Below are 12,437 nucleotides of genomic sequence, written 5' to 3' on the forward strand. Positions count from 1 at the left end.
TCTGAACCGAGGGTTCGTAAATATGACGTCCTGCAATGGGAATGGAGGCCATGAATCCGGTTACCCCGCAGCCGCCTTCTTCATTACATTTGTTCACCGGTGTTTTGATGTGGGGCAGCCGGCCTCTTGAAGCCAGTATATTTTTTATCATTATTGAAATTCCTTATTATAAAACCATTTTGTACTCGGGTGCGGGCTGGTATTTTTTTTTGTCGTCTTCATCCAGATAATCAAGGTGCACCAGAAGGTCTGATCGGCCCCGAAGTTCTTTAATACTTTTTAATCCGTAGGATCTCAAGATATCGCACCATTGTTTGCGCCAGGCCATATACATATTGACAAGACGCTGTTCCACATATTCTTCGTCAATCATATTTCCCAGTTCCGGATCTGTGGTGGCTATTCCTCTGGCACATCCCCGGCCGCTTTCGCAATTTCCACATCTGACACATTCAACTGCCACAAGATCAGCAGTTCCAATGACACACCCGTCGGCACCAAGGGCGATAGCCTTTGCCACATCAAGCCCGTTCCTGATACCGCCGCTGGCAATCAGGGTTACCTTGTCCCTGGCGCCTTCTTCCTTCAGGAATTTGTGAACCTTTGGAATGGCATATTCAATGGGCATGGCAATGTTTTTTTTGGCAATGTCCGGGGCTGCACCCGTACCGCCGTAACTGCCGTCGATATGAATGATATGGGCTCCGGCATAATAGGCGCCTATGGCAACCATATCCACATCCGTGGGTGTGGAGACTTTTATGGAGCACAGGACATTATGGTTAATTTCCTTCATCCAGTCTACATGCTTTTTATGGTCTTCAACCGAATATACAGAGTGGAAAGGAAAGGGTGAAAAAAGTGAGCTTCCCACAATGGTTTCCCTCATTCTGGCAACGGCTTTTGTCACTTTTTCTCCCAGAAGATGGCCGCCAAGGCCGGGTTTAGCACCCTGGGCATATTTAAATTCCATGATCGGGCATTGCTGGATGGTCTCTTCCCTGACACCGAAGAGCCCTGTGGCAACCTGGGTAATAACATGCTCTTTATAGGGAAGGAACTCAGGCGGATATCCCCCTTCCCCGGTACAGGTGAGAGAATTGAGTTTTTTGGCTGCCCTTGCCCGTCCGACAATAACGGATAAGGCTGTTGATCCATAGGACATTCCGCCGCCGTAACAGGGCATGGAAATGGTCTTCCGGGGTCGGTCGTCTCCTGTTTTATTCAAGTCAATACTGGTATCAATCTCTTCATCACTGATGTCTATGGCTAAACCAGGGTCGGGTTCAATAAACCGCATCTTGTCAAACCCGCCGCCTGAGTTGCCAAGATTATACTCAAGATCCACACGGGGCGCATCGCCTGTTTCTGCCATGGCAAAATGACCCAGCAGCATTTCAGGTGTCCAGCGGTAATCTCCCATGGTATCCAGCAAAGCATTGTCTTTGAGGACCAGAGCATCTTCCGGGCAGTGTTCAATGCAATAGTGGTCAGTCTTTTTGCAGTCAAACCCGATGCATTTATGCTCAATCGGCCTTAGGGGTGACGCATGATTATCCGGCATGACGTGAACCCCGTACGGGCAGATATCTGCGCATTTTCCGCAGGAGATACAGTTTGAATTCCGTTTAATGATATATTTGCCTATGGTATTGCGAAACCGTGACGGGGTTTCATGGGTTTCAGGCAATTGATGTTTTAACTGGTTCATAAATTATCCTACATCTATAGATACTTTTCGTTCACCAAAAATCGGTGCAAAACTCTCTTTTTCAAGATCCTCAAACCACATGGAACGTCCGACTTCACCTCGAAGGCGTCTGGCTTCCCTTAATCCCATGGCACCCAGCATTTCAAGCATCTGGTTTCGCCAGGCACTCATGAGATTTGTGATTCTGTTGCTGCCGTATGCAGGATCTATGCTTTCCAGTTCAACAGGACAGGACAGACCATTCCTGCACCGGTCGCACAGGCGGCATTCCATGGCAATAAGAAGGGGCCGGTCAATGGCAACCCCGTCTGCACCGCAGATAATGGACTTATTTACATGCTCGGCCATACAGATCCCGCCGGATGCAATGATATTGATCTGCTGACGTGTGCCGGCATCAATCAATGCCAGATGAATATCCCTTAACATATCCTTGATAAATCGTGGGTTGTCAGACTCAAACTCCCTGCCGTGGCTGTTTGCGTATACATGGATGGTATCGATATCGGCTTTTGAAAGTTCAACACAGATGCCGGCATAGTCAAGATCAGCTCTTAAGCCTATACCGACACTGATTACAAGCTCTTCATTCATGGCCTTTAAAGCCCCAAAATTTTTTTCAATGCCCGGTTCGTATTCAATTTCTACCATGTCAACACGGGATAGAAGCGTTGGATAATTTTGAAAAGTATCTTTTTTAACCAGAGGGATGATAAAGGGTCCAAATGGCATCAGATCTTCATAAACATCCGCCGCACTGATAAACATTTTTGTTCCGATGGTTTGGGCAGCTTTCAGCATGGAGATAAGGACTTCCTTGCTTAATACACCAAAATCCGGCTGCTCGAACAGAATGGGAAGCGGAATTTCGAGGATGGGTTTTACCTCAATGGCAAGAGACCCGTCCTTATTAAATGAAAGTCTTTCCGGTCGTCTTGAAAGCTCTATACAGGTATTGATATATTCGCGACCATGGATTCCGTCCCGGGTGGGCCGGACAATCTCGGACATGTCCGTCCACATGGAATCAAATCCTTTACCCACAAACGGCCCCCTGTAACCGGCACCCGATACCGGAACGCTTCCGGTATGGGCCTGGTACCAGGTTCGGCTGAGTACATCAGGTGTCCAGTATTCGTCTCCGATTTCCCGATATTCAGGATTGACTACCCGGGAGAAAATTCCCTTGGTACATTCCTGAATACACCTGAAACATGAATTGCAGGTGTAGAGATATTCAGGCTCCTCCATCTTGCTCATATGAAGATAATTGTCCTTGAATATGTCATACACGCATTTTTTCTTTACACACTCTTTGCAGCTTCCGGCACAGTTTTCCCTGAATTCTATGGTGGCATATTTACCAACAGGATAAAATCTTGGCAGTGCAGCCTTGGTTTTAATATTATATTTTTGAGGCATACTTCCCCATCCTTATTATTTTATTTCAGGCCGGCCTGTTCCACGATCTGACCCACGACTTCTTCCCATTCAATGGCCATGATATGTACGCCATGGACCCCATTTGTTTCTTTTAGTTCTTCAATGGTTTCAAGGCAGATTTTGATACCTTCATCTGCCCGGCTTTTTTTATCAACGCCATCCATTCGTTTGATAATGCTTTCAGGAACATCCATACCGGCAACCTTATTATTCATGTACCTTGCCATGCCGGCGGATTTTAACGGGGTGATACCCCCAAGGATGTAAACTTTGTCTGTCAGGCCTTCATTATTGGCCCGTCTGATCCATTCCTTAAACCGGTCCATATTGTAGATACACTGGGTTTGGATAAAATCAGCACCGGCATCAATCTTTTTAGCAAGCCGGATAACCCGGTATTCAAAGGGATCGGCAAAGGGATTGGCTGCCGCACCAATAAACATTTTGGGGGCCACATCCAGATCAAACCCGCTCATGTCTTTACCGGAATCGCGCATATCCTTCACCGTCCGGATCAGGTTGACCGAGTCGATGTCAAAGACATTCATGGCATCGGGCTGACTGCCGAATTTCTGGTGATCTCCGGACAGGCATAAAATATTTTTAATCCCTAAAGAATAAGCACCCATGATATCCGATTGAATGGCAATCCGGTTCCTGTCTCGAACCACCATCTGCATCACAGGTTCCAGTCCTGCAGCAACAAGATGGGCCGAGGCCGCTATACTGGACATCCTGACAATGGCCGTCTGGTTGTCCGTGACATTTACCGCATCCACAAATCCTCGCAGCAACCTGATTTTTTTATCAATCACGTCTTTGTTGGCACCTCTTGGGGGGCCGCATTCTCCTGTTACAACAAATTTACCTTTGGTTAGTTTTTCATGGAGACGGCTGTAAGTTTTCATATGATATGGTCCTCCCTGATCAGTTTTCTTGGTCCGCCGGAAAGACTGGTATTCCAGTTTTTTGGAGGGATATAGGTTTTCAGGTTATCTTGTTGCTTAAGCGTTGTAAGCCGTTCAATAATCAGGTGCCATGCACACTGGGTATCCGGATCAATTTCACAAAAGCCCTTCTGGGAACCGCCGCAGGGACCGTTTAAGAGTTTTTTGGCGCATCGGGTGACAGGACATATGCCTCCGAATGTTGCAAGACTGCAGTCTCCGCAACCAGAACATTCTTCAGTGAAAACACCGTGACTTTCCTGGATTCCGATAAATGTTGTATTCAGACCGGGCAATACCACTTCTTTAGCAAACCGTTTTGCCATGGCCTGAACACCGGCACCACAGGCAAGGGAAAGGATGGCATCATTCCTGGCAATGCCGGGTGATGCTTCCTGGATAAATTCATTTTCACACTGACGCTCAATGGTCAGCTCTTCTATTTCAATGGGGCGGGCCATTTTTTTAAAACTGAGCCTGAGGACGGATGCGAGGACTGCAACCTCATCTTCACCACCGGCAAAGCATGTTTTTACACAGGTGCCACAACCTAGAATTAAAAGCTTTTTATAAGGTTCCACAAGTTCAATAATTTCATTTATGGGTTTTTGACTGGCGGTTATCATTTTGTACTCCATTTTTTGGACGTGGTTGAGAAAAAGATCAGATTAAAGCAAGGCTAAGTTTTAATATATCTTTGGTTTCATTGAACAGGGGAGTGTTCAAACAATGAAATCAAAAATTTAAAAAACATAGCCTTGCTTCAAACCCGGGCTTTTTATAATAACATCAATGAGGATGGTATTAATTAAAATGATTTAAAGCAGGATTCGGGCCGATCGTTTCAAGCTCCGATATCGTGGTTTTTATAATATCTTTAATCGGCCCGCTGTCTTTTGCGGTGGTGTTGAATATGTTCAATCGTCTGCCATCCATCCCAATATCATCCAGGATGGTTTTTACATAATCAACCCGTTTTTTTGCCCGTATACTGCCTTCAGCATACCGACAATCCTTTTCCTGGCAGACCAGCACAAGGACTGCATCGGCGCCTGATTCAAAGGCCTTTAAAAGGTGGATATCCTTTGTCATTGAGGAGCAAGCCATCTTAACGGTTTTAATCGTACAACCGTCAAACATTGAATTCGTTTCTTCAAAAGAATTTAAACAATGAAACAGCGTAAGTTTTGGTGCGTTGTTAATTTTCATTTTTTCTTCCCAAAATTAAAATAAAAAAAGGCATTCGCCCAGTAATATTTGGGAAAACACCTTTGTTTTCTTCTAATTCTGCTAATACGCCATTGTATTCAGCGGATGTTTAAGACTAAATTTTATTTTTTAAACAGTCAAGTATTTTTTTATAAAAAAATTATCCCTTGCCCAATCTAATAAACTCGTGTACTATCTCATTTTTTGATTTCCCTGGTCGGTGATCCCGGCCTTTTTTTTTATAAGGAACCCTATGTCCCAGAAAATTTTACCCAAGACCCGGTTTGACGAAATGAACCTGAGCCCTGCTGTATTCTCTGTATTGCAGGATGTGGGCTATGACACCCCCACACCGATCCAGACTTTGACTATTCCCCATCTGATCCAGGGAAAGGATATGATAGGACAGGCAAGGACCGGTACTGGCAAGACAGCCGCCTTTGCAATGCCCCTGCTGTCCCGGATTGACCTTGACAATAAACGGCCCCAGGTGTTGGTGCTGACCCCCACCCGGGAGCTGGCCATCCAGGTGGCCGAGTCCTTTAAAACATATGGGGCAAAGATGAGAGGGCTGAACGTATTATCTGTATATGGGGGCCAGAGTTACGGGATCCAGTTGAACCAACTCAAGCGGGGTGTCCATGTGGTAGTGGGAACGCCCGGTCGGCTCATGGATCATATGCGGAAAAAAACCGTCTCCTTTGCAGATCTTTCCTGCGTGGTTATAGATGAGGCCGATGAAATGCTTCACATGGGCTTTATTGATGATGTGGAGTGGATCCTGGACAGAACACCGGATGATTCACAGACCGCTCTATTTTCAGCCACCATGCCCATGCCCATTAGGAAAATTGCCCAAAAATATTTGACCACCCCAAAAGAAATCATAGTCAAACCAGACACCACAGAGCTTAAAACCATCAACCAGCAATACTGGATGGTCAACGGTATTAAAAAAACCCAGGCCCTGACACAGATCCTGGAGGGTATCTCCTTTGATGGGGTGATCGTGTTTACCAAAACCAAAACCGCCACCCTTGATGTGGCAAAAGTCCTTGAGAACAAAGGATTCAAGGCAGAGGCCCTGAATGGAGATATTGCCCAGAATGCCAGAGAGCGAACTGTCAACCGGTTGAAAAACGGGTATATCGATATCCTGGTGGCTACGGATGTCGCTGCCCGGGGCCTGGATGTGGACCGGATCTCCCATGTGATTAATTATGACATGCCCTCCAAGGTGGATCCCTATGTCCACAGAATCGGCAGAACGGGCAGGGCCGGCCGCACAGGGGAAGCCATCCTGTTCGTGAACAGGAACGAACGCTGGATGCTTAAAGTTATAGAACGGGCCACCAAACATAATATCAAGGAAATCTCCCTGCCCTCCAACAAGGTCATCAACAAAAAACGTGTGACTGACTTTAAACTATCCATCACACAGGCCCTGGCATCGGAAGACTTAAGTGTTTTTCAGGATTTGATTGAGACCTATGCCAAGGAACAGGATATCCCTGTAACGCAGGTTGCGGCGGCCCTTGCTAAACTGGCTCATGGGGACACTCCCTTCTTATTGTCACCCAAAAAAAATGAGAAAAAGACAAAAATCAAAACAGCCGGGAAAGACCGGTCGGTCCGGAAAAATTTTTCTGATAAAAAGCATCTGTCTGTAAAAAAGCAAAAACCCAAACAGATGGAAAAAATATCTTCGTTAAAGGAGGATAGTGTCATCCCTCCGGAACAGGGCATGGAGCGGTACCGAATTGAGGTGGGCCACCGCCACGGGGTCCGGGCAGGAAATATTGTGGGGGCCATTTCAAATGAAGCCGGTCTTGACGGCAAATATATCGGAAACATTGATATCAACCAGGAATTTTCCCTTGTGGATCTTCCGTACGGCATGCCAAAGGAAGTTTTCTCGCTGTTGAAAAAAACCTGGGTGAGATCCCAGAAGATGGAGATTTCAAAGTACGCCTGAACTAAGACGACTCATCATTAAAGATTTCACTGGAGAGGATTACCGCTTCCGCCACTTCACGGATAGATTTTCTTGAGTCCATGCTTTTTTTTCGTATCCAGCCATAGGCTTCATTACCGGTCATTCTACGGTTGTGCATGAGAATTTCCTTGGCCTGTTCTATCTTTTTTCGGGCTTCCAATTCCTCCTGAATCACTTTGGTTTTAACCATAAGTTCCGTATTAACAATGGCGATAGCGGATTGATTGGCAATAGCCCTTAAAAGATTGACTTCCGTATCGGGAAAGTCATAGGGCTCGGATGTAAAACAGTTTAAGACCCCGATGACTTTTTCGTCTTTTGTTTTTAAAGGAATCCCGACCATGGAGACCAGACCCAGTTTTTTGGCCATTTCTTTTTCTTTGAATCGCTGGCTTTTTAAAACATCCTTTAGGATCAAAGGCTTTTTGTGGGTCACCACATACCCCACAACGCCTTCATTTAAATCAAGTTCCCGGTCCTTGATATAATCCGGTGAAATGGACTGGGTTGCCTTAAGGCGTATTTTGGGCGGTTTTTCCTCCTCATCGACGATCCATAAGGAACAGATTTCAACACCGGTAACCTTGGCGGTTACCATGACAATCAGCTTTAACAGGTCCTCAATAAACAGGTCCGAGGTGATTGCCCGGCTGATATCGGTTAATGCTTTTATATACCTGTCATATGTCGGGTCCAGTTTTTCCATAACACTCCCATATTATTTAGAAATCATTATCATATGACAATATCAATGATGGTGTCCGCAGCCGCCTTCCTTTTTGTTCTTTTTTATCTGACAGAAGTCAAATATATGGAACAGCTTGAGTTCATCTTTCTCAAAAAGCTCCAGATTTTCCAGAATGGTATTTTTCCGAGCCTGATAAACCTTTATATTTGATGACATAAGACTTCTTTGGGACCCGTCTCCCATGCATCTGGTAACAACTGCATCGACCAGATCCTTTTTTTTGAATATCCCGGTTTTACACGTAGACCCTTCATCTGAAAGTTTCCGGTTTTCCTTGAATTCAAGTTTCCGGGTTTCCAGATCCACAATTAAAAAATTTTCGGCAACACCAAAATGGTCATCGATGATGCTCGCCAGCCCGTTGTTTTCTTTAACAGGAAAGGCTACCTTCATTACATCCCTCCAAAAAAAATGATCAATATATTAACTCTCTTATACCAAAAAACCGGTTTAAAAGATAAGGATTTATTTTGTAATGACAAGTAAAATTTTTTTACCCGTGAATTTTTTCAAAGGCAATAATTGCTGCACCCAGGGCGCCTATGATATCCGGAGTTTCAGGGGTATTTATTTTTTCAAGGTTCATGCTTTCTGAAATGGCTTTTACCACACCCTTGTTCCGTGCCACACCGCCGGACATGGAGACGGTAAGGCCATCAATATTTTTGGCCACCCGTTTGACAAGGGAATTGGTCCTTGCTGCAATGGACCGGTTAAGTCCTTTTGCAATCTCTTTTTGCTCGGTACCGCAGGCAATCAGTGAGATGACTTCACTTTCAGCAAATACCGTACACATACTGCTGAGAACAAGGTCACTTGTCGCTCCTTTATCCAGGTCTCCCAATTCGGTAATATCCACCTCCAGAGCCCTTGCCATGGCTTCCAGAAATCTGCCGGTTCCTGCAGCACATTTATCATTCATGGCAAAATCCACCACATTCCCGTCCGGATCAAGGCGCATTACTTTGCTGTCCTGTCCCCCGATATCAATGAGAATCCGTGTCTCAGGGATCACATGTTTTATCCCCTTCGCATGACAGGTGATCTCAGTGACTGCAGCGTCTTTTTCTTTGACCCGGGCCCTGCCATATCCGGTGGAAATAATGGATCGGATATCCTTCTCCATAATTCCTGCTGCATCAAGGACGTTCTTTTTCGCACGGGCAATGGACTCGATGTTTTTCGCTCCGGTGAGAATTACCGATGAGGCCAATATGTTTTTTTCTTCATCAATCAATACTGCATCACAGGAAAGACTGCCGATATCAATACCAAGGAAAATCATTACATTTTCTCCTTAATCAAAGTTTAAAATAAATTTCTCTAAGAAAGCATTTCCAAAAAGGCTTCTATCCGGGTTTCTATCTGGCCTTTGGCAAGATTTCTTGAATCCACACAATCGATTTCAAGATTCAGCACAGGCACATTGATGTCTTTCAGCCCTTTTGAAATCAGACCTCTTATGCCTGTTCCCTGGCGGCATCCCTAGTGACAGGGGTTAATGGCCCCGTCAATCCGGTATGCACAGGCAAGGTCCTGTAAGTGTTTAATCCGTTCAGATGCGTTCATGCTGAAGGGAATTGAAATCATTCTCTTTGCAATGCTCTCAAAAGGATTGTCCGGATCCATTGGTTCCCAGGTAACATCATTGAGTTCATCCACAACAATCACAGCACCCAGGTCCTCGAGCATCTCATTGATGGGAAAGGGATATTGAATTCTGTTCTGTATCCACATCAGCCTTATTTTTTCTTTTGAGTCATGATGCCGGCGGGTTTTAATTCTGTGATTCAATTCATCTTTAAATGCCTGGCAGATATCAATACCTTCTTGCGACCCCATCAAAAGGGTTATGACCGTACCGAAATCCTTTAAAATATTATTGTCAACAGGCGATGGTTTTGTTTTGGTAAGATCATAAATTTCTTTTAGGAGTGTGCTTGAGGTGTTGAAATTTTCCAGGGCAATGCCGAGCTTTTGTTTTGACAATGGCCTTTTTGTATGATCAGACACAAAGCGAACCATCTCTTCAAGCTGGGATGACAGATATTTTATCGCATCCTGTGTATAGTTCTGGGGCACATTTAAAAGGAAAAAGTCTTTTTTATACTGGTGTGCAAAATTTTCCAAAATGGCGAGACCGGCTGTGCAGGGGCTGCTGGTCCCTATGATAAAATCAGGCTCAGGCATGGCGTTTTTTAATACTGCTCCCATGACTGCCCGGTGATAAGCGCAGGAATCTGTTGCAAACCCTGAATCTTCCGCTTCTTCAAAAAAATAACCTGCCGTCTGGGTGGAGGAGAGCAGGGCACCGACAAATTCGACAAAACAGGAGGTGACATCCATGGAACCGAGAAGATCAAAAGGAGCGGTCACACCGCACCATGCAATATTCTCATCTTTGGAATAAAGTTTTTTCCCCAGTTTGGACAGTTCCAGTACATATTTTTTCCGGGCATTGATGCCTTCCGGGTCCTGGTTTAGTTTATCTGTTATTCCTTTTACTGCATTGTCAAAATGATCGTACATCATATTACACCCCCAGCATTTCTGTAAACGCTTCAATTCTTGTCTGCTGCTGTCCCATAGATCCCATGGTGCAGTCTCCTTCCAGCATAAGGAAGGGAATGGATTCTTTCTGGAGAGCCTGCCTGATCATGGGAATTCTGGCAAGATAGGGATCGCAGAATTTTAAGGTAAACACGATAACTCCTTTTGCATTACTTTCTTTTGCCCGTTGAACAATTTTTTGGGCGATGTTGCCGGGCTTTGTGGTGTCCATGGTTCTTGCACAAGGTGTCTGCTCCATATATGAAATTGCCATAGATCTGAAGATATTATCGTCTGCCTTGGTGTCCACTTGTGTGACAAATCGTGAAGTGGTGCAAAAATCACTGGCAGTCACATGCATGTTCCATTCTTCAAAAAGATCATACACCTTTGGATCAAACAAAAGATTCCCAAAAACAAAAACAGGCGATTGCCCACCCTTGGCAGGTTTTTCAGGTTCAATTTTGTTTTGTGCCATTACAAGTGCCTTGTCTGTTGAATCTGTCGCTGCTGTATTGATGATTTCTTGAAGTCCGGAAGCAATCCCTGGAAAATAATTCCGGGACATTATTCCTTCAATTTTTTTAACCGAGGCAGCAAGAAGGTTCCATTTGGCGATTTCATCTTTTATTTTTTCCGTAGAAAAGGGTTCATTGTTCCATTTGAAAAGGGTTTTTGCCAGGCGTTCATACTCTTTTGAAAGAAAATCAAGGCTTAAGCTGTTTATTCCGGAAGGAAGGTCCAGCAGGATAATTGGGTCATCAGGTTTTGCCTCATGCCAGGCATCGGCAAGCCGCCGCATGGAATCACAGGAATTGATAAAAACCATCCCTTCAAGTTCTGGCAGATCATCTGCAAGGGCCCGGTCAAGCACTTTTTTGACATGGGGGCACAAATTGTCGTGAAGCAGGTGTCCTGCCTGGTCAGGTGCCTTTGATTCAGGAAAAATCCTGAAAGGGGAAAACCCGGCCGCTTCAATTAAAGGGACCGGTGTATAGGCGCAGGTAAACCCGATTTTTTTATTCATTTTAATTTCTCCTTGCCGCAATTCAAAAGAATGGTGCGCAGTACGTTTTTCGTGGTTTCAATATTCTTTTCCGAAATAGTGCAGAAGACTTTTTCAAGGGTGGCTGATACGACTTTTGTTGCGGAAACTTCGGCATCAACGCCTCCTTGTGTCAAGTGAATTCTGTTTGCTCTCCTGTCGTTGGGGTCGGGCGCCCGTCTTACCAGGCCGTCTCTTTCCATGCGGTCTAAAAGCCCTGTCATGGTGGAAGGTTCAAGGCCTGCCCTCTTGCCAAGTTCGTTTGCCTTAAGCCCGTCTTTATCCCACAAGGAGAGCAGAACACCAAGATAGGCCGGCCTTATTGTGCTGATCCCTTCATCGGCAAATCCTTTTTTTAAATGGGATGTTACGGCAAGTGTAGCCCTGGAAAGCAAATAATACGGGCAGTCGGGTGGAAGCGGCAAATTCATTTTTTACCTCTCATATATATTATATTTGTTCGAGTATATTACGCATGAGTAATATATTGTCAAGAACTAAATTCAGAATTCATGTTTGATCCTATAGAACTATATATGGGGAGGGTTACAAGATCTCTTCCATACTGAATTTTCAGAAATGGATAGTAAATAAAACATTTGGAGTTTATACAGGGTGTTATCAGCAGACTTTCAACGAATTCTTTCTTAGTGAAAGGCTGGAGTGTTGTCCTTGTTTCAGCATTGTTCGCATTATCTGCAAACAATGCCAATGTCAAATTCATAATGCTATCATATATTCCAGCAATCGTTTTCTGGGGTTTTGAATGGTTACCCACCTGCAATCAG

At 44.8% G+C, this 12,437-nt stretch carries 11 protein-coding genes and 1 pseudogene; 1 reads left to right on the forward strand and 11 read right to left on the reverse strand.

Annotated elements, in window-relative coordinates; translation table 11 throughout:
* Positions 1-166: 166 nt before the first annotated feature.
* The 5 genes from QAI40_RS09175 to QAI40_RS09195 form a co-directional block, all read right to left on the reverse strand.
* The gene (locus QAI40_RS09175) at positions 167-1,711 is read right to left on the reverse strand and encodes a glutamate synthase-related protein (RefSeq protein ID WP_299983191.1); all 1,545 of its coding nucleotides are present in this window, start codon (positions 1,709-1,711) and stop codon (positions 167-169) included.
* Between the two features lie 3 nt (positions 1,712-1,714).
* Positions 1,715-3,133: a glutamate synthase-related protein gene (locus tag QAI40_RS09180; RefSeq protein ID WP_299983192.1), complete on the reverse strand. Its 1,419-nt coding sequence runs from the start codon at positions 3,131-3,133 to the stop codon at positions 1,715-1,717.
* A gap of 20 nt (positions 3,134-3,153) precedes the next feature.
* Positions 3,154-4,062 (reverse strand): methylenetetrahydrofolate reductase, encoded by a 909-nt coding sequence (locus QAI40_RS09185; RefSeq protein ID WP_304511593.1) that lies wholly within the window; start codon positions 4,060-4,062, stop codon positions 3,154-3,156.
* Positions 4,059-4,727 carry a methylenetetrahydrofolate reductase C-terminal domain-containing protein gene (locus tag QAI40_RS09190; protein ID WP_299983196.1) on the reverse strand — a complete coding sequence of 223 codons (669 nt, stop codon included), beginning with the start codon at positions 4,725-4,727 and terminating at the stop codon, positions 4,059-4,061. Before QAI40_RS09190 ends, QAI40_RS09185 begins: the two co-directional genes overlap by 4 nt.
* A 178-nt stretch (positions 4,728-4,905) precedes the next feature.
* On the reverse strand, positions 4,906-5,310 hold the full coding sequence (locus tag QAI40_RS09195) for a hydrogenase iron-sulfur subunit (protein WP_299983198.1): 405 nt from the start codon (positions 5,308-5,310) through the stop codon (positions 4,906-4,908).
* 253 nt (positions 5,311-5,563) lie between these two features.
* Between QAI40_RS09195 and QAI40_RS09200 the strand changes: the two genes are divergently transcribed.
* Positions 5,564-7,285 (forward strand): DEAD/DEAH box helicase, encoded by a 1,722-nt coding sequence (locus QAI40_RS09200; protein WP_299983200.1) that lies wholly within the window; start codon positions 5,564-5,566, stop codon positions 7,283-7,285.
* Between the two features lies 1 nt (position 7,286).
* On the opposite strand, the gene QAI40_RS09205 is transcribed toward QAI40_RS09200, so the two are convergent.
* The 6 genes and pseudogenes from QAI40_RS09205 to QAI40_RS09230 all read right to left on the reverse strand — a co-directional run bounded on the left by QAI40_RS09205 (position 7,287) and on the right by QAI40_RS09230 (position 12,080).
* On the reverse strand, positions 7,287-8,012 hold the full coding sequence (locus QAI40_RS09205) for a GAF and ANTAR domain-containing protein (protein ID WP_299983202.1): 726 nt from the start codon (positions 8,010-8,012) through the stop codon (positions 7,287-7,289).
* A gap of 42 nt (positions 8,013-8,054) precedes the next feature.
* On the reverse strand, positions 8,055-8,447 hold the full coding sequence (locus QAI40_RS09210; RefSeq protein WP_299983204.1) for a NifB/NifX family molybdenum-iron cluster-binding protein: 393 nt from the start codon (positions 8,445-8,447) through the stop codon (positions 8,055-8,057).
* 100 nt (positions 8,448-8,547) lie between these two features.
* Entirely contained in the window at positions 8,548-9,339 is a 792-nt protein-coding gene (locus QAI40_RS09215; RefSeq protein WP_299983206.1) for an acyl-CoA dehydratase activase, read from the reverse strand.
* A gap of 38 nt (positions 9,340-9,377) precedes the next feature.
* Positions 9,378-10,586, reverse strand: a pseudogene (locus QAI40_RS09220) (2-hydroxyacyl-CoA dehydratase subunit D).
* Position 10,587: 1 nt separating this feature from the next.
* A complete protein-coding gene (locus QAI40_RS09225) occupies positions 10,588-11,631 on the reverse strand; it encodes a 2-hydroxyacyl-CoA dehydratase subunit D (protein ID WP_299983210.1) in 1,044 nt (347 codons plus the stop codon).
* Positions 11,628-12,080, reverse strand: a complete 453-nt coding sequence (locus QAI40_RS09230) for a MarR family winged helix-turn-helix transcriptional regulator (protein ID WP_299983212.1) — start codon at positions 12,078-12,080, stop codon at positions 11,628-11,630. The genes QAI40_RS09225 and QAI40_RS09230 overlap by 4 nt, the downstream gene beginning before the upstream one ends.
* Positions 12,081-12,437: the final 357 nt, after the last annotated feature.

The sequence above is a fragment of the Desulfobacula sp. genome (assembly GCF_030611305.1).
Taxonomy (GTDB): Bacteria; Desulfobacterota; Desulfobacteria; order Desulfobacterales; family Desulfobacteraceae; genus Desulfobacula.